General features: G+C 38.6%; 15 protein-coding genes. 8 read left to right on the plus strand and 7 right to left on the minus strand.

The features are described 5' to 3' along the window. Positions 1-11: 11 nt before the first annotated feature. On the minus strand, positions 12-1,025 hold the full coding sequence (locus F2A31_RS07385; protein WP_150025835.1) for an adenosine kinase: 1,014 nt from the start codon (positions 1,023-1,025) through the stop codon (positions 12-14). Positions 1,026-1,251: 226 nt separating this feature from the next. Between F2A31_RS07385 and F2A31_RS07390 the strand changes: the two genes are divergently transcribed. Genes F2A31_RS07390 through F2A31_RS07400 form a run of 3 tightly spaced genes read left to right on the plus strand, consistent with a single transcriptional unit; the run spans position 1,252 to position 5,888 of the window. Beyond that, a complete protein-coding gene (locus tag F2A31_RS07390) occupies positions 1,252-4,191 on the plus strand; it encodes an insulinase family protein (RefSeq protein ID WP_150025836.1) in 2,940 nt (979 codons plus the stop codon). A gap of 20 nt (positions 4,192-4,211) precedes the next feature. Further along, complete coding sequence (locus F2A31_RS07395) at positions 4,212-5,378, plus strand: phospholipase A (protein WP_150025837.1); 1,167 nt, start codon at positions 4,212-4,214, stop codon at positions 5,376-5,378. Next, entirely contained in the window at positions 5,379-5,888 is a 510-nt protein-coding gene (locus F2A31_RS07400; RefSeq protein WP_150025838.1) for a cysteine peptidase family C39 domain-containing protein, read from the plus strand. It begins immediately after the preceding gene. A 12-nt stretch (positions 5,889-5,900) separates the two neighbouring features. Here the strand turns inward: F2A31_RS07400 and F2A31_RS07405 are convergent, their stop codons facing one another. From F2A31_RS07405 to ilvA, 3 genes are all read right to left on the minus strand, one after another. Further along, the gene (locus F2A31_RS07405) at positions 5,901-7,238 is read right to left on the minus strand and encodes a TrkH family potassium uptake protein (RefSeq protein WP_150025839.1); all 1,338 of its coding nucleotides are present in this window, start codon (positions 7,236-7,238) and stop codon (positions 5,901-5,903) included. Then, complete coding sequence (locus F2A31_RS07410) at positions 7,239-7,889, minus strand: potassium channel family protein (protein ID WP_150025840.1); 651 nt, start codon at positions 7,887-7,889, stop codon at positions 7,239-7,241. A 151-nt stretch (positions 7,890-8,040) separates the two neighbouring features. After that, entirely contained in the window at positions 8,041-9,585 is a 1,545-nt protein-coding gene (gene ilvA, locus F2A31_RS07415; RefSeq protein ID WP_171490567.1) for a threonine ammonia-lyase, biosynthetic, read from the minus strand. 98 nt (positions 9,586-9,683) lie between these two features. Here ilvA and rpiA point away from each other — a divergent pair, with 98 nt between their 5' ends. Further along, complete coding sequence (gene rpiA, locus F2A31_RS07420) at positions 9,684-10,355, plus strand: ribose-5-phosphate isomerase RpiA (protein ID WP_150025842.1); 672 nt, start codon at positions 9,684-9,686, stop codon at positions 10,353-10,355. Continuing rightward, positions 10,355-11,047, plus strand: coding sequence for a YgjP family zinc-dependent metalloprotease (locus F2A31_RS07425; RefSeq protein WP_150025843.1), 693 nt, complete (start codon positions 10,355-10,357; stop codon positions 11,045-11,047). Before rpiA ends, F2A31_RS07425 begins: the two co-directional genes overlap by 1 nt. Positions 11,048-11,066: 19 nt before the next feature. Here the strand turns inward: F2A31_RS07425 and F2A31_RS07430 are convergent, their stop codons facing one another. The 3 genes from F2A31_RS07430 to F2A31_RS07440 form a co-directional block, all read right to left on the minus strand. Continuing rightward, positions 11,067-11,720, minus strand: a complete 654-nt coding sequence (locus F2A31_RS07430) for a CDP-alcohol phosphatidyltransferase family protein (protein ID WP_150025844.1) — start codon at positions 11,718-11,720, stop codon at positions 11,067-11,069. 82 nt (positions 11,721-11,802) lie between these two features. Beyond that, the gene (gene phoA, locus F2A31_RS07435) at positions 11,803-13,293 is read right to left on the minus strand and encodes an alkaline phosphatase (RefSeq protein WP_150025845.1); all 1,491 of its coding nucleotides are present in this window, start codon (positions 13,291-13,293) and stop codon (positions 11,803-11,805) included. Positions 13,294-13,468: 175 nt separating this feature from the next. After that, positions 13,469-14,998, minus strand: coding sequence for a hypothetical protein (locus F2A31_RS07440; RefSeq protein WP_150025846.1), 1,530 nt, complete (start codon positions 14,996-14,998; stop codon positions 13,469-13,471). A gap of 294 nt (positions 14,999-15,292) precedes the next feature. Here F2A31_RS07440 and argC point away from each other — a divergent pair, with 294 nt between their 5' ends. The 3 genes from argC to clpS all read left to right on the plus strand — a co-directional run bounded on the left by argC (position 15,293) and on the right by clpS (position 17,609). Further along, positions 15,293-16,342: an N-acetyl-gamma-glutamyl-phosphate reductase gene (gene argC / locus F2A31_RS07445; protein WP_150027716.1), complete on the plus strand. Its 1,050-nt coding sequence runs from the start codon at positions 15,293-15,295 to the stop codon at positions 16,340-16,342. Between the two features lie 81 nt (positions 16,343-16,423). Then, positions 16,424-17,173 (plus strand): DUF6776 family protein, encoded by a 750-nt coding sequence (locus F2A31_RS07450; RefSeq protein ID WP_150025847.1) that lies wholly within the window; start codon positions 16,424-16,426, stop codon positions 17,171-17,173. Between the two features lie 22 nt (positions 17,174-17,195). Next, positions 17,196-17,609, plus strand: coding sequence for an ATP-dependent Clp protease adapter ClpS (gene clpS / locus F2A31_RS07455; protein ID WP_171490569.1), 414 nt, complete (start codon positions 17,196-17,198; stop codon positions 17,607-17,609). Positions 17,610-17,904 lie beyond the last annotated feature (295 nt).

Below are 17,904 nucleotides of genomic sequence, written 5' to 3' on the forward strand. Positions count from 1 at the left end.
TCTTTTCCATGTTAAGCACATTCCTGTTGTGTGGTTTTAAACTGCTCAAAAAGTTTAGCGTAATGATCGACTGATAAACGTGGGCCAAATTGGGCAACAACTTCGCTTGATATCAAAATTGAAAGTTGTGCAGCCGCTTCTAGGCTCAGCCCTGCATTGATTGCATACAAGAACGCCCCAGAAAAAGCATCACCAGCGCCGTTAGCATCTACTGCTTCAACATGTCGACCAGCAACATGGAATTGTTGTGCTGGATCAATGATCATTGCACCATTTGCACCTTGAGTAATCACAATATGTTGATTTTTGATTTTTAAAACTTCAATAGCATCGTTGAGATTATCAGTCTCGCTAAACATCAACGCTTCTTGTTCGTTGCAAAACAATAAATCAACGCCATCACCCAATAGTTCTTCAAGCCCAGTACGAGCATATTGCACCATTGCTGGATCTGAAAGAGAAAGAGCGATCTTAACACCATGTTCTCTAGCGATTTGGCGCGCTTGTTTTACGGCTTCTCGTGCTGTTTCACTGGTTGATAGATAACCTTCAATATAAAGCCATTTAGCAGTTTTCAATGGTTCAAAATCAATTTGTTCATCTGATAGTTCAGCTGTGATACCTAAATAGGTTTGCATGGTACGCTCAGAATCTGGACTGATGAGTACCATGCATGTACCAGTGATACCTTCACTAATTGATTTTGCAGTGGTTTTAATGCCAGCTTCGTTTAAGCCATTTAAGTAAATTGAGCCAAGCTCATCGTTCCCAACGCGACAACCATAAAATGCACTGCCACCTAATGCGCTAAAGGCAACGGTTGTATTTGCAGCTGAACCACCACTTGCTTGTCCTTTATAAGTTTGCGTATCTTGTAGTTTTTGATATAAGGCAGATTGAGTCTCACCATCAGCTAACTGCATTGTGCCTTTTTGCAAAGTATGTTCTGTCAAGAACTCATTTGAGACTTTAAATTCTTGGTCTATGAGTGCATTCCCAATTGCAAAAAGATCAACAGTTACCATGTTTTTCATCACACTAAAAATCAAAACATAAAGTTTACACTAATGCTCAAGATTACTGTAGGTTGTTGAAAAAAAATCAGGTGTTGAGTGAATGGCTTTATTCATCGAAAATATCGCTTAGTCGATGAATTTTTCTACAAAAATAGACTAATTTACATGGATATCGATTACGATTCTTCGGTAGACTCTGAATAGTAATTGTTTAAATAGATAAATTGGAGATCATATGACTGTCGATGTTTCTGAAAGTATTGCTAAAACGACTCATCCAGCGTTTCAGCTATTACGTCAACACCATGTAGAAGCACTCGATATTCAAGTTTCAGAATATAAGCACAAGGTCACAGGTGCGGTTCACTATCACTTAGCAACCAGCCATGATGAAAATGTATTTTTGGTTGCGTTTAGAACACAACCCATGGATTCAAAAGGAACAGCACATATTTTAGAGCATACAGCTCTATGCGGCTCTGAAAAATTTCCTGTCCGTGATCCATTCTTTTTAATGATTCGCCGTTCTCTTAATACTTTCATGAATGCTTTTACGGCAGCTGATTGGACAGCTTATCCATTTGCAACACAAAATAAGAAGGATTTTCAAAATTTATTATCCGTCTATTTAGATGCAGCTTTCTCAGCAAACCTAAACCCATTGGATTTTGCTCAAGAAGGGATTCGAATTGAACTTGAGAATGATCAAGCGGTTTATAAAGGTGTTGTTTTTAATGAAATGAAAGGGGCAATGAGTGCTCCTACAGATCAGCTTTATCATCAGCTTGCACATCATTTATTCCCAGAAACGACATATCATTATAATTCTGGTGGTGATCCTAAAGACATACCAGATCTAAGTTATGAGCAATTAGTTGATTTTTATAAAACTCATTATCATCCAAGTAATGCCGTATTTATGACCTTTGGAAACCAAAGTGCATATGATCTACAAGAACAATTTGAAAATTTAGCTTTGCATAAATTTTCTCAAGGCACCACTTTATATTCAAAACCAGAGAAGCGTTTAACAGCACCCGTTACAGTTACTGAGTCTTATGCGGTTGATAGTGAAGATCTAAAAGACAAAACCTATCATGTATTGGCTTGGTTGTTACCAGAAACGAGTGATATTAAGTTACGTTTAGGTATGCGCTTAGTTGAAGGAATTTTATTAGAAAACTCTGCCTCGCCATTGCGCCATTATTTAGAAACCTGTGGTTATGCTCAATCAACAGGACCAATCATGGGGGTTGATGATAGTAATTTTGAAATGACCTTCTACTGTGGCGTGCAGGGTTCAAATGCTGAACATGCCGAAACATTTAAAAATGGTGTTTTAAATGTTTTAAGTGAGGTTGCATCAAAACCTGTTGATCAAGATTTGGTAGATGCAATTCTTCACCAAATTGAATTGCATCAGCGTGAAATCAATGGTGATGGTACACCATATGGTTTAAGTTTGATTCTGAATGGTTTAAGCAGTGCAATTCACCACAATGATCCAATTCATGTTTGGGATGTGGACTCAGCAATTGAGCAAGTCAAAGAAGAGCTAAAAGATCCGATGTGGCTGTCAAATTTAATACAGACACATTTGCTAGATAATTCTCATCGTGTACAAATGACCTTGGTGCCTGATGCAACTAAGTCAGCAAAAGAACAAGAAGCTGAACAAGCTCGTTTGGCTGAAATCACTGCGAACTTAACTGAAGAACAAAAAATCGAAATTCAGCAAAAAACGGATGCCTTAAAAAAGCGTCAAGATACGCCTGATGATCTTGAGTTATTGCCAAAAGTTGGCTTGGAGGATATTCCTGCTGATTTACAGATCGTGCAAGGTCAACTGCGCGAAATTATTTGTAATCGTCAAGATACTCCATTAAATCTTTATCATGCAGGAACCAATGGTATTTATTATCAACAAGTTTTGATTCAAATTCCGGATGAAATTGTTCAATCTCCATACTTCAATTTACTATCTATTTTGATGGGTGAAGTTGGTGCTGGTGAGTATAATTATCTTGAATTACAACAGATTCAAACTGCTGTGAGCGGTGGTTTGGGGATGGGGGCTTCTTTACGAAGTAAAGTTGATGATAAAGATCGTATTAGTGCTTGGCTGACACTCACAACTAAATCACTTACACAAAAACTTGATGCGATTCAGTTGTTAAAACTCGCGTTTGAGAAGCTTCGATTTGATGAGAAAGATCGGATTATTGAGTTATTACAGCAACGCAAAACACGTTGGCAGTCACGTTTATCTGGTTCTGGGCACAGTTATGCAATGCAAACGGCTTCACGTCAGATGAGTGCATTGGCGCGCCGTGACTACCACAATACGGGATTGGGCGCATTGAACTGGCTGAGTGACCTTGTGGGTAAGGTTGAAAAAGACGAAGCGGCTTATGATGCATTAATTGCTGAATTACAAGCAATACATCGCAGATTATTACAAGCACCAAAACAGTTCTTATTAGTATGTGAAGAACATCAGTCCGATCGGTTAGTCGAAGAAATCCAAAATGTATGGGATAAGTTAGAGGTTGATCTTACGCCTGTAACTTTAAGCCAGATTGAGCGGGTAGATACCAATACTGATGAAGCATGGTTAATTCAAGCGAATGTTCAATTTTGTGCATCTGCCTATCAAGCTGTAGATGTTTCACATGCTGATGCAGCGCCATTGATGGTATTGGCGGCCTATTTACGTAATGGTTTCTTACATAGTGCGATTCGTGAAAAAGGCGGTGCATATGGTGGGGGGGCAAGCTATGATGGAAACGCATGCTCATTCCGTTTTTTCAGCTACCGTGATCCTCGCTTAGAAGAAACATTCAATGATTTTGAAGCGAGTGTCCAATGGTTATTGAATAGTGAACAGTATCCATATCAGTTAGAAGAAGCGATTTTAGGTCTTGTTGCAAGTATGGATAAACCTGGTTCTCCTGCTGGTGAAGCAATTACTGCTTGTTATGCGTATCTACATGCACGCACACCAAAATTCCGCAAATTACTACGTGAACGTTTGTTAAGCGTAACTTTGGCTGATTTGCAGCGTGTTGCTAGACAATATTTACTTGAGCAAAAACCAGTTAAAGCCGTTGTTGCTCCATTTGCAAAGCGTGAAGCTCTACAAAAGCTTGGTTTTGAGATTCAACAAGTTAATTAAAAGAAAAGTTGGAGACATCTATGGCGTTCAAATCATTTGAACGTAGTCATCTTGGGCTGAGTGTTGTTACGATACTCAGTTCACTTACTACGTCATTGGCATATGCACAAACGGCACCAGCAAATCCTGCAACAGCAGAAGCGTGCGTGGCTTTGGTATCCAATGCAGATCGTTTAGCATGTTATGACCATCTTTTTAAAGCACCTACCATTATTGAGTCGGTAGAGCAACAGACACCTGAACCGGTTTTGGCTGCATCTGTTCCTGTTGTTGAAAAAAAAGAAAATCCTCAACCTGAATCATTGAAAGACAAAGTTGTGCAGAAAGTCAGTGATTTTCACATATTAGGGCCAGCTCCAAAGTTTGATCCAAACGTGTCATTATTAGACCGCCGTTGGGAGCTTTCAGAGGAAAGTAAACTAGGTGCTTGGAATATCCGTGCCTATCAACCAGTCTATTTGTTGCCTGTATTTTGGACCAGTAATAAAAATGAATTTCCAAGCAGTCCAAATCCAGTCAATACCGTAGATGAAAAGCAGAATCTGACGTCTTCTGAAGCCAAGTTTCAGCTTTCTCTAAAGACTAAGGCGTGGGAGAATATTTTTGGTAATAATGGTGATTTATGGTTAGGTTATACTCAATCTTCACGTTGGCAAGTTTTTAACGCAGATGAATCTCGACCATTCAGGGAAACTAATTATGAACCTGAAGCGAGTTTAATGTTCCGAACCAATTACGAGATTTTGGGGCTGAATGCACGCTTGCTTGGCGTAACTTTAAATCATCAGTCTAATGGTCGATCAGATCCATTATCACGTAGTTGGAATCGAGTTATCTTTAATCTTGGGTTTGAAAAGGATAATTTCGCACTTATGCTACGTCCTTGGTATCGTATAGCAGAGGATGCAAAGGATGATAATAATCCTGATATTAAGGACTATATTGGTCGAGGTGATCTCACTGCATTTTATCGAAAAGGTGAAAATGATTTTTCCCTAATGTTGAGGCATTCGTTAAAAGGTGGTGATCGTTCTAATGGCGCTGTTCAGTTTGACTGGGCATTTCCTATTACAGGTAAGTTGCGTGGGCACTTCCAACTATTTGATGGTTATGGAGAAAGCTTGATTGACTATAATCACAAAGCAACTTATGTCGGCTTAGGTGTGTCGCTAATGAATTGGTATTAAATGGGCCTAAATATTCCTAAACCTTTATTACAGCTTGAAGCAAACTGTGGTGTATTTGCAGTTTGGCTGATTGTAAAGCAATATGATACCCATGTAGATATTGCTGATCTAATTCGATTGTGTCGCCATGATCAGCAAGAAGGTACATTTACTATTGCTCTGGCTGTAGCATTGAAAAAACTAGGCTTTGAAGTATCATTTTATACAGATCCTGATCCAAATATTGATGAAAATGAAAAGCAGAGTTATCTTGATGCCGAGCGTTTAAACATTCCAATTAAAGCTGCTTTGTCTTATTTGGACATTCAACAAGCCTTTGATCTCGGGAAATTTATCATCGTGTTCTACGATACTTTACAAGGTATTGGAAATCAGTCTTTAATTTATTCTATTGATGAACAGGAAATTAGTTTCTGTGATCATTTTGATGTAATGACCAAAATTGAATTTGAACAACAACGTCAAGCCGATGGGGTTTGTCGGCAAGTTGTTGTTGTTGAACAAATTTAATGACTATCTAGATTACCCAATTTGAATATTTGCAGTTGGGTGTTTTAAGCGGCTCTTTTTCGGGGTGGCAATCAAATAAGCAAGAGTGAGTGGTCCTAGGCGTCCTGTAAACATTAATAGACATAACATTAATAAGCTGCCATCGTGCAATTCACCTGTAACGCCTCTAGATAGCCCAACAGTGCAGGCAGCAGATAGCACCTCAAACATCAGATCTAAGACATCAAGTTCAGGTTCAAGTAATAATAAAGTAAAACAACCGATAAATACGAGCATACCTGTGATTGCTGCTACAGCGAGGGCTTTATAAGTTGTTTCTTGTGCAATGGCATGATTGAAGATGCGAATTTCATCATTTCGTCGCAGAAAAGAAATCACACATAAGACTAAAATTACAAAGGTACCAATTTTAATCCCACCTGCAGTACTTAGCGAGCCTCCACCAATAAACATCAGTAACATGGTAAAGAGTGTGGTGCTGTTGTTCATTGACCCTGTATCAAAGGTATTAAATCCAGATGAGCGTGGTACAGTCGCTTGAAACCATGAGTTAACTGCTTGTTCTCCTAGACTCATCTGTCCTAAAGTCATTGGATTACGCGCTTCTAACGCCCAAATCATGATGAATGCGAATATATTAATAATCACAATGGTACTAAGAACAAGTTTGCTATTTGGGCTTAACTTTCTCCATTTTTTATTTTGTTTTATATCCATTAAAACTAAAAAGCCTATACCGCCAAGTATATAGAGCAGACTGACAACAAGACTAATCGAAAAGTTGCTGTAAAAGTTCATTAAGCTGTTGTCAAATAAAGAAAATCCTGCATTATTGAAGGCAGAGATACTATAAAATACGGAGTAATACAGTCCTTTGGGTATGCCATACAGGGGAATAAAGGACATTGCTAATAAAATGGCACCAATCAGCTCAAAAAAAAGCGTATAGATGACGACACCTTTTGCAATAAAAGTCACTTTGGATAAGCTGGTTTGACCTAAGCTTTCTTGCGCCATCATTTGTTGTTTTAATCCAACTTTGGGAGATAAACTGAGTGCGGCTAGTATCGCAAAGGTCATAAAACCCAATCCGCCAGACTGGATCATCAACAGAATAATAAATTGTCCAAAATGTGTATATGACTCACCTACATTAACAACTGATAAGCCTGTGATTGTTACAGCTGAGGTTGAGGTAAAGAAAGCATCCATCCAAGAGATTTGCCCAGTATGCGAAATTGGAAGCTTGAGTAGGATTGTTCCAATTAAGATAAAGCTAAGAAAACCAATCGCAAGAAGTGAGGGTGGACTTAGATTAAAAATCTTTTGTGTTTGTGCTTTAGCTGTCATTTATTGAAAACACTCGGAGAGTTTTTTTAGATTGGCTAGTAAGCCTTCAAGAATGAGTACATCACCCTTATTTAAAGTGAATGTGCTATCGGTTTCGTAAAAAATTTCTTTATTGCGTTTAACCAGTAAAAGTTTTACTTGAGGTGCTAACTGCATTAAACCAGATAAATTAATCCCATGTAGTTTTTCTTTGATTGGAACTTTAATAATAAAGTGATCATCATCCAAAGCCATATAGCGACTTACCATCGGATAGTTGAGTGCCTGTGCAACACGAACACCCATGTCTTCTTCTGGGTGAATAATTTTATTAATATTCAGGTGGGATAAAATTGTATGGTGTGCTTTGGTTTTTGCTTTGACCCAGATTTTATCAATGCCTAAATTTTTTAAACTAAGCACACATAAGATGCTGGCTTCGATGTCTTCACCAATAGCGACAACAACTGCGTCACAGTTTTGTACATTCAACTCATCTAGTACATGTTCATCAGTGGCATCAGCAATGACTGCATGTGTAATTTTGTCTGCAAGGTTTTCGACATTACGTTTTTGGGTATCTATACCGATAACATCATGATTTAATTTAGTAAGTTCAAGCGCGACAGTTGCCCCGAAACTTCCCAAACCAATGACTGCAAATTGTGCCATAACGGTCCTTAACTAAATGATTAGAATGTCTTTTTATCTATTTTAAAATGGATAAAAATTCTATTTGTAATGATTTTGTGTTGTGTGGAGGCATTTGTCTAGTACAGATAAAAAGAAAACCGACAACTGTCGGCTTTCTCTATGATGATTTTTACTTTAAGAAGCGTTTATAACCAATATTGTCACTAATCTCTGCATATGGATAAGTGATTTGTTCGAGGGTTTCAATCAATCCATCAGGGTTTTGTTTAGCATCGGTTGATTGTAAACCAACAAGTACCCGGCCTTCAGCAGCACCGTGATTACGATAGTGGAATAACGTAATGTTGTGTGTTGGACCTAATCGCTCAAGGAAAGTTAACAGTGCACCAGGGCGTTCAGGGAACTCAACGCGGAATAAACGTTCATTCTCAATATTGGCATGGCCGCCTATGAGGTATCGGATATGCAGTTTAGCAACCTCATCATCTGAAAGATCGTCTACTTCATACTGTTGTTTTAACATTTCATGGATTTCATGTCTTTCAGGTTCGCCACCTTTTAAGCTGATTCCGACAAAGACTTGTGCTAAATTGCTATCACTGGCACGGTAGTTAAACTCAGTAATATTACGCCCTTGCAATGCTCGACAGAAGTGTAGAAAGGCACCTTTTTCTTCTGGGATGGTTACAGCATAAATAGCTTCTCGGCGCTCACCAAGCTCGGTACGTTCCGCAATATAGCGTAAACGATCAAAGTTCATATTTGCGCCACAGACAATTGACACCATGTTTTTATCACTGATTTGATGTTCGGCAACGTATTTTTTTATACCTGCTAATGCCATCGCGCCAGATGGTTCGACAATGCTGCGATTTTCATCAAAAGTATCTTTGATTGCTGCACAGATTTCATCTGTATTTACAGTAATAATGTCTGGTTCAACAATAGGACCTGAATTGTCTGATTTACGTAGCTGCACCATTTCAAAAGGAAGTTCGCCAATTTGTGCAACGGCAGTGCCATCTGCAAACAATCCAACATGCGGTAAAATTACACGTTCATTTGCTTCTAGTGCTGCTTTTAAACATGCAGACTCCTCATATTCCACACCAATCACTTTGACGTGTGGTGCGACTTCACCTAGATAAGCAGCTACACCTGCGATTAGGCCACCGCCTCCTACAGCTACAAAGACATATTCTACATCACGCCATTGACGTAAGATTTCATTGGCAATTGTGCCTTGGCCTGCAATGACGAGTTCATCATCATAAGGTGGAATAAAAACTAGGCCTTCGGCTTCTGCACGTTGTTTAGCATATTTATTAGCAACATCAAAGCTGTCACCATATAGTACAACTTGACCGCCTAAATTTTTAACAGCTTGTACCTTAATGTCGGGTGTTGTGCTTGGCATTACAATAATGGCAGGAATACCTAGCTTCTTCCCTGATAAAGCAACGCCTTGAGCATGGTTGCCCGCTGAAGCACAGATTACACCACGGTCAAGTTGATCTTTTGGAAGTTGGCTAATTCGATTATAGGCACCGCGTAGCTTGAAAGAGAAGACGGGCTGCAAATCTTCACGCTTAAATCGGATGTTATTATTAATTTTTTGACTAATTCGTGGAGCTGCTTCTAGCGGTGTTTCAATCGCGACATCGTAAACCGTTGCTTGTAAAATTTGTCGTACCACACGAGACAGCATGTTCATCTTCCCTATAACAGTTTAAAATAGGGGATCATTGTAGCAAACCCCTGTGCATTTGCGCTGTTTTCTTGCAGCAAATGTCAAAATAGTTGAGTGAAGTCATGAGTCTATATGCAACCCAAGATGAAAAAAAACAAGCTGCTGCTAAAGCAGCCTTAAAACATTTGCCTAAAGGCGGCATTTTGGGCGTTGGAACTGGAAGTACGGTTAATTTTTTAATTGATTTGTTGCCTGAGTTGCAATTGGAGGCAGCAGTTGCGAGTTCAAATGCGACAGCAGAACGCCTTAAAAAATTAGGTATTGAAGTTGTTGATATGAATTCTGTTGGTGGTTTAGATGCTTATGTGGATGGTGCTGATGAGATTGATCGTCATATGCATATGATCAAAGGTGGTGGCGCTGCACTGACACGTGAAAAAATAGTTGCCTCTATTGCCAAAAAATTTGTTTGTATAGTTGATGATTCAAAATGGGTTGAGCAATTAGGGCGTGAGTTTCCATTACCTGTTGAAGTGATCCCAATGGCACGCTCAGCTGTAGCCCGTAAAATTGTCGCTTTAGGCGGTGATCCTGTATATCGTGAAGGTGTTGTGACTGATAATGGAAATGTGATTTTGGATGTTTATAATTTAAATATCCTCAATCCAATTGAGTTAGAGAAGACATTAAATAACATCCCGGGTGTTGTAACCAATGGTATTTTTGCGCTCAATGCAGCGACTATTGCAATTGTTGCAACCGATAATGGAATTGAAGAACGTGTAGCACAGTAATGACATTTGTTTCTGTAGAAACGCCTTTACCAGAAGTCAAAGTAGTTCGACATGCAAGGGCAAGAAATTTGCGTTTGCGTGTTGAGCCAACTGGCGTCCGTTTGACGGTGCCGCTATTTTGTACTAAACGTCAGATTCAACAATTTTTAAATCAATCCGAACCATGGTTGCTGGCTACATGGGCGAAGCAACAACAGCAACTTCTTCAAACCTCGACTGTTCCTGAGCAATTGGCTTTATTTGCTCACACTCAACCATTCTCCATTGTGAAACAAAAACAACGTCATATCTTTATATTTAATTGGGAGCTACAGACGTTATTTATCCGAGAGATAGAAGCTGAAAAAGCCCTACAAGCAGCGGTATTGGCTTATGCAAAACAATTTTTACCTGAATATTTAAATCAAATCAGTCGAGAAATCGGCTTGCCTTACCAAGCATGTACAGTCCGAAAGCCAAAGACAAGGTGGGGAAGTTGTACCTCTAAACATGACATCATGTTAAATGCAGCTTTGGTTTTGATGCCTGAGTCGATTGTTCGCTCTGTTTGTGTGCATGAACTGGTACATACCAAACATTTTGATCATAGTGAAGCTTTTTGGGCTGAAGTTGCGAAACATGATCAAAATTACATCGAACATCGTAAACAGTTGAAGCAGGTTCAATTACAAAGTTGGTATTATCAAAAGTAATAGTGCTTGATTGGTTTATTTAACCATTAAAAAAACGATTGCGTTGAATTTCTAATCCTCGTCTTAAACGAAGAGCTTGTTTCAGACTAGGTACATCATTCTGCCATTGCTTGAGTGTGAAAATGATTGCGATAATTTCAATGCGTGTCAGGATTCCTAGCCAAATAACTGCGTTGAATAAAAGTTGTGATTGTCCTGTAAGTGTGATTTGAACCAGCAATGCAAATAAAAATAAAGTCCATATTTTTGCCCCTATCGTATGAGTTGCAATTTCTTTCTTAAATTTGAAGTAGCTGATGATATAAGTGAATGCTTCAAAGATAATTAAAATAATGATTGGAAAAATATGTTGTTTAAAGAATTCTGGTTGCTGTAAGTAAATTGCACTGATCGCACAGATAAAGAAAATTTGGTCAATATTTGAGTCTAATCTACGTAGATTCTGATCCGAGACGCCCAAATGTCGAGCGATGATGCCATCAAAAATGTCACTGAGAAGTCCTAATGTCAGGAAGATTACAGTGTAAATGGGATAAAATTTGATTTGCATTAGGGTAATAATAACAATGAGTATGCCAAGGATGAGTCTTAAATAAATAAGAAGTTTAGGAATTTTCTTTGCGATTGGCATCAAATTTAAGCTTGAATCATCATGTTGGAAAGAGTATAGCATTCACATTAGTGGTTATGTGCATGACTCAATTTCCATAGATAAAAACGACCACAAATATTGTGGTCGCCTTAATTGGTACTGTTTATCTTGAGGCGTTTTGTTGAATGCCTAACGCATCACGGATAATAAAGAATAAATCTGTTTGATCTAGTAAGCCAGATACGTTCGCAGCACGTGGTCCATAAGCCGCAATACGGACTTGTGCACCGGTATGGTGTTGACTTGAACCCTCTGGAGCGGTGCCGTAATTGATTGCCATTGCAACCCCATCTTTGGTTTTCAATGCTGCAGTTTGTCCAGGACTATCTCCATCTATTGGTATAATTTGGCTTGTATGTGCATGATCACCTGTTACAACAATTAATGTCTCGCCGTGTTCTTTTGCAAATTTAAGAGCAACTTGAATGGCTTCATCTAGTTGTACAGTTTCACCAATTTGTCCGCACGGGTCGGCTGCATGATTTCGTTTATCAATAGAACCACTTTCAACCTGTAAAAAGAAGCCTTTTTCATTGTTGTTTAATAGCTCGATTGCTTTTTCTGTCATTTGTGCCAGACGTGGTGTTTGAATAGAAAAGGCACTATTATCTCGACAGCTTTCGGCCCCTTTTTTATGTCCATTCAATTCTGTATTTGGTCCACTCCAAATAACTGGTAAGTTGCCATCAGCAAAAAGACCCAATAAAGGTGTGTTTTGATTTGCCATTTGGATTTTCTTCAGAGAATCAAGATCTTCAACGATTTGGTAGCCTTCTTGTTGGGCTCTCTCTAATAAGGTTTTTCCTTGATAGCTTCCAGCTTTTGCAATTTGATAAAATGATTTTTTACCGCCACCCAAACTGATATCTGCACGAGCAGTAAGCAATTGTTCTGTAATCGATCCTAACCCACCTTTTTCTAGTGCACTTTCAGGGCATCTTCCCGATGTCTCATCTGGCCCATAGCATTTCCGTGAGCTAATATGCGCAATTTGTGCCGCAGGTGTCGCATCTTGTAGTTCTGTAGTGGTAACATTTCCTGTTGCAAATCCAGCTTTTTTTGCTAATTCAAGGAGTGTTGCATGATGGTTTCCGCGAATATCTAGGCCTAAAGCATTGTTATAAGTTTTAATTCCAGAAGCCCATGCAGTTGCAGATGCTGCGGAGTCAGTTACATAGTCAACTTCGCCATCTTTATTTAATGAATAGGTGGTGTAGCTTCCAGTGAAAGGCAAGACGTCTAAGCCTTTAAAATAACCAGCTGCACCTTCTGCATAGTTTCGCGCTGCGGTAATTTCAGAATCGCTCGTACCATCACCAATAAATAGAATTACATGCTTGACGGTTTTATCACTGAGAGACTCTTTCATTGCTTGAGTACGTTCTTTTTTTAAGCGAGTTGCACCGCCAAATTCGCTAATATCACCATTAGCGCCAACTTCAAGAAGTTCACCGTCAAATTGAGGTGTAGTTACAGGTGGCTTTGGTTTATCTGACGGTTGATTTGATGATGAATGATTGTTGTCGTCTCCACCACATGCGGTGAATAATAGGGAGGTGATAAGTACAGGTAAAAGTAATGGTTTAAGTTTCAATGTTTTTTCTCTAAAAATTAGTTGATAAGTAAACTAATTAATAGATGTGAAAGTTTGGTTAACATTTGATGACGGTTTGATGACAATGAAGTTTAATGTTTCTAATAATGAATAAAAATTGGGTTTCATGATTGAAATCAAGCAATCAATTTTTAATTGCTTGATTTCATTTTTATTAGCTGAAATTACACTGTAATTGTGTACTTTGTAATTGGTCTGGTGCTTTTCGACGATCCAAACCAGCACTAGCACTTAATACTTGATTTTCTTTAAGATGTAACTGAACAAATTGATATTGAAGTTCGCCTTGCTTAGGTTCTGGAGAGCTGCTGTTTAGTAGATACTCGTGATCCGCTTTATTCACTCGTAATAAATTATCTGTACTGTCACCATCTAATTTTGATCGAAACTTTTGATTATCTTTTATAAGTTCGATCCAGCCATCAGCTCGTACATTAAGCTGACAATTTTGAGTGCTGTCCTGGTAATGACCTATGAGGTATTCAATTGTTGGTAGGGAATGGTCAATCACATTAATACCGATTAGGCCTTGTTTACATGGGTATATTGAACCATTACATGTTGCACTGATATCAGCAAAACCGACAGCACGACGATAATCACCAGCACCATTTAAACGAACACCTGAGGGCGTGGATGGATCAGTAATTGGCATAACACCAGCATAAGTTCGTTGTTGTAAGTTGCTATAGTTTTTTGGGTTGGAGCTGCTTTGGTTATATGTGTCTGCAAGCTCAAGCACCGCCTGTTTTAATGAGGCTGCATATTGCTCACGAGCATTTTTTTGAGTGGTACCAATACCGATAATTGTGTTTTTAGCAGGATCAATGTTGTCAGGTGTGGTCGCAACCAGTGAAGTTAAAGGCGCTGGATCACCACGAAGTGTTTTTCCATCCAGATGGCCATCTCTTAAATCAATAGCCAGATTTTTTGCAAACTCCACGAGAGAGTTGTCTGGATAAGTCTTAGCCCATTGATAAAAATATCCAAAGCTTAGATATGTGTTTGCATATAAAGCGGTTTTTAAATGAGCATCTTGAGGTGAAAATATGTTGAGGAGAGTGCTTCCTTCTACATTTACGATATCAAGATTTTTAAAAGCACTTAATAAAGCAGAATCAACATCTTCTGTAGCACGTTCAAGTTGATTTGCTGTAATGGACATAAAATATTGGTTTTCATCAGTTGGTAATTGTCCTGAACGAACTAACGCTCGTTGATAAATTGCTTCAGAGCTTGGGTTGATAAAAACAGTTTGGGTGGAATGGCTTACATCAACTTTGACTAAGGCGCGCCATGTGAGATCCAAGCGTTCATATTGGCTATTGAGAAAGTTATATATGAGAGAGTTTGGTGTTGTAGAGATTTCAACACGATATAGGCGATTTTTATCGAGGACATATGGCAATGTGACTGTTAGATTTGTTGTAGTAATGACATTACGTTCAAGTACTAATTTACCATCTGAATTATCAAATACCTTAAGTACAACATTTCGCATTTCGATGGGTACTTTGATATTAAAGTCTTTTGGCTTAGGAACGATGACCTCTTTCGGTTGAGATTCTTTATTGGCTTTACTTTCACCGCTGCCACAACCAACTAAAGTTGAACTAAGTAAGATGGCACTCAAGCCTAAACAGATGTGATGATGTAATCTTTGTTCTAACATCAAAGAAGGCATTCCAGCTCTCCAAAAAAATATGCATCCATGAAAAATTATTATTACTGCGCTGTTTTATTCTATGCGAATCTAGTCTTGATACAATAGTATTTCTTGACCAATGGTAAAATTCACTCGAATAAAATAAAAAAGCTTTTAGTGCTTATAGGTGATTTTTTACTATAGACGTGAATTGAATGGTATTTATTCTAATTAATCATTAATTTCTTATAAGTTAGTGGCTTGTAGATTGTGAAAAACGGGGCAAACTGCCATACTATTTACTTACCTCAATTGAAGCTAAAGGTGTGGCACGTGATTTCTGTTGGTATTGTTGGTGGGACTGGATACACTGGGGTTGAACTTTTACGTCTATTGTTAAGACATGCACATGTTCAAGTCAGTATTCTTACTTCACGTACAGAAGCCGGAAAACGTGTTGCAGATATGTTCCCAAGTCTACGTGGCCATACGGAGTTAGAGTTTTCTGACCTAAATGTAGAACAGCTTAAACAATGTGATGTGGTTTTCTTTGCAACACCGCATGGGGTAGCTATGCAACATGCTGAAGAGTTGGTCGCAGCTGGTACTAAAGTGATTGATCTTGCTGCTGACTTTCGATTGCAAAATCTTGAGCAGTTTGAGAATTGGTATGGTATGCAACATGTATGTCCAACAGTACTCAAATCTTCAGTTTATGGTTTAACTGAGCTGAATCGTGAGAAAATTAAACAAGCTGAAGTGATTGGTAATCCTGGTTGTTATCCGACAACTGTACAACTTGGTTTGGCGCCGCTTTTAAAAGGGCAATCTGGTTTGATAAATACGCAAAGTATTATTGTTGATGCAAAATCAGGTGTCTCTGGTGCTGGGCGTAAAGCTAGTCTTGGTATGATTTATACTGAAAATGCTGATAATTTCAAAGCTTATGGTGTGGCTGGACATCGTCATCATCCAGAGATTGTAGAAGCATTAGAAAATATATCTGAACAACAAGGTCAGTTTGATCAATTGATATTTGTACCCCATTTGGTGCCTATGATTCGTGGTATGTTAAGTACGATTTATGTCGATTTAACTGAGCAAGGTCAGCAAAAAGATTTACAAGCTCTATATGAGGACTTTTATAAAAATGAACGATTTGTTGATGTTATGCCTGCAAATAGTTCGCCAGAAACTCGTAGTGTACGTGGTGCAAATGAGCTTAGAATCGCATTATACCGTCCACAGCCAAGTAAATTAGTTATTTTGGTGGCACAAGATAATCTTGTGAAAGGCGCAGCAGGACAGGCTGTTCAAAATATGAACTTAATGTTCGGTATTGATGAAGCAACAGGTTTGGAAGGTATTGGTTTATTACCATAAGAAACGCTTTTTTACTTCACACACATTTAAATTTGGATTTAAATGTGTGCTTTGATGTAGATCATAACGATAGAGATGAAGATGGAAAACGTTGAGCCGACGAATTCACCAGACAGTTCCGTTGAGAAAAACAAATTCTTAAAAACAAATTTACCTTTGTTTATTGCTGCTGCTATTCTAATTGGTGGTAGTCTTATGGTTGGCTATACTGTTGGTCACCGTCAAGGATTGACTGTTGTTGGCTATGATGCGGATGCTGAACAACTTGTTGATGTTGTTCAGAAGCAAAAGACAGCATTAGACTCTGTGAATAGGAGTTTAAATGCAGCGATCCAAGAGCGTGATATGGCTGTAAGTAATGCTGATGAGCTATTTAAAGCAATCAATCAAGCGAATGCAGAGAAAACCCAGTTTCAAGGAATGAACGCGATTTATCGTGATATTTTGAAACAACGTGGGGGAGTTAGCTTGACGATACAAAATCTTGCTATTAAATCATTGCCAGAAAATGCTTTCGAATATCAAATTGATTTAGTGCAGGTTAGCCCAAACAAGCGTCGAGCTAGTGGTTCGGTTGAGTTGCGTTTAATCCGAAATACTGAAATTTTAGACGTACCATTAGAAGATAAAAGTTTTAATTTTGAAGATTTTGAGCGTTTAACAGGGCGTTGGACGATGCCAAAAGGATTTACACCTCAGTATATAGAGGTTCGTTTAACTGGTTCTGGAACACCAGTAATTAAGCGCTTTAGTTGGCAACGTGGTCAACCTGTAGAACTGAATTCTGCTTTTGTATCAGAAATTCCTCAAGCTGAAGCAAATGCTCAGTAAATTTAAAGATTAAGTACTCAATATGCGAAGATATAAGCGTCAAATGAATTTAAGTGAAGTAAAAAACTCGTTTCAACAATCGGGTTATGTTGATTGGCACTTAAATCCTCGTTTAAGTGATTCGCACGAGGAGCATGATGGTGAGGTGGTTGTGCAAACAGCCCCACCAGAATTAAAACGACCGCCATTATATGCTGTCGTTTTGATGAATGATGATTACACGCCAATGGACTTTGTGATCGAGGTGCTTCAAAGTTATTTTTCCATGGATTTTGAACAAGCAAGTCAAGTCATGTTAACGGTACATTACGAAGGTAAGGGTACTGCTGGAATTTATCCACGTGATATCGCTGAAACTAAAGCGAATCAAGTAAATAATTACGCTCGATCACAAGGTCATCCATTACTGTGCCAAATCGAACCTGAGCAGCGTTAAGAAAAGCAACGCTTTTTAGCTGCGCAAGGCGAATAGCTATGCTGTGAGTGAAAGTGTTAAGAAAAGCAACGCTTTTTAGCTGCGCAAGGCGAACAGCTATGCTATGAGTGAAAGCATTAAGAAAATAACGCGCTTATAGAATTTATTCCTCATGTATCAGGCTTGTGTCATATGAGAGATCTACATGCTCAAGTAGCAAGTAGATTGAAGAGAAAATAAAGTGATAATTTATTCTGAGAAGTTTTTTATGCTTCGTGATAGGGTGAGACAGGTCTGAGGTATCTTTTCTGATATA

It is taken from the genome of Acinetobacter suaedae, from assembly GCF_008630915.1.
Classification (GTDB): domain Bacteria; phylum Pseudomonadota; class Gammaproteobacteria; order Pseudomonadales; family Moraxellaceae; genus Acinetobacter; species Acinetobacter suaedae.

What these genes read in the sequence shown, in the direction of transcription:
- F2A31_RS07385 (WP_150025835.1), bottom strand. Translation starts at nt 1,025, where the DNA reads ATGGTAACTGTTGATCTTTTTGCAATTGGGAATGCACTCATAGACCAA.
- F2A31_RS07390 (WP_150025836.1), top strand. Translation starts at nt 1,252, where the DNA reads ATGACTGTCGATGTTTCTGAAAGTATTGCTAAAACGACTCATCCAGCG.
- F2A31_RS07395 (WP_150025837.1), top strand. Translation starts at nt 4,212, where the DNA reads ATGGCGTTCAAATCATTTGAACGTAGTCATCTTGGGCTGAGTGTTGTT.
- F2A31_RS07400 (WP_150025838.1), top strand. Translation starts at nt 5,379, where the DNA reads ATGGGCCTAAATATTCCTAAACCTTTATTACAGCTTGAAGCAAACTGT.
- F2A31_RS07405 (WP_150025839.1), bottom strand. Translation starts at nt 7,238, where the DNA reads ATGACAGCTAAAGCACAAACACAAAAGATTTTTAATCTAAGTCCACCC.
- F2A31_RS07410 (WP_150025840.1), bottom strand. Translation starts at nt 7,889, where the DNA reads ATGGCACAATTTGCAGTCATTGGTTTGGGAAGTTTCGGGGCAACTGTC.
- ilvA (WP_171490567.1), bottom strand. Translation starts at nt 9,585, where the DNA reads ATGAACATGCTGTCTCGTGTGGTACGACAAATTTTACAAGCAACGGTT.
- rpiA (WP_150025842.1), top strand. Translation starts at nt 9,684, where the DNA reads ATGAGTCTATATGCAACCCAAGATGAAAAAAAACAAGCTGCTGCTAAA.
- F2A31_RS07425 (WP_150025843.1), top strand. Translation starts at nt 10,355, where the DNA reads ATGACATTTGTTTCTGTAGAAACGCCTTTACCAGAAGTCAAAGTAGTT.
- F2A31_RS07430 (WP_150025844.1), bottom strand. Translation starts at nt 11,720, where the DNA reads ATGCTATACTCTTTCCAACATGATGATTCAAGCTTAAATTTGATGCCA.
- F2A31_RS07440 (WP_150025846.1), bottom strand. Translation starts at nt 14,998, where the DNA reads ATGCCTTCTTTGATGTTAGAACAAAGATTACATCATCACATCTGTTTA.
- F2A31_RS07450 (WP_150025847.1), top strand. Translation starts at nt 16,424, where the DNA reads ATGGAAAACGTTGAGCCGACGAATTCACCAGACAGTTCCGTTGAGAAA.
- clpS (WP_171490569.1), top strand. Translation starts at nt 17,196, where the DNA reads ATGCGAAGATATAAGCGTCAAATGAATTTAAGTGAAGTAAAAAACTCG.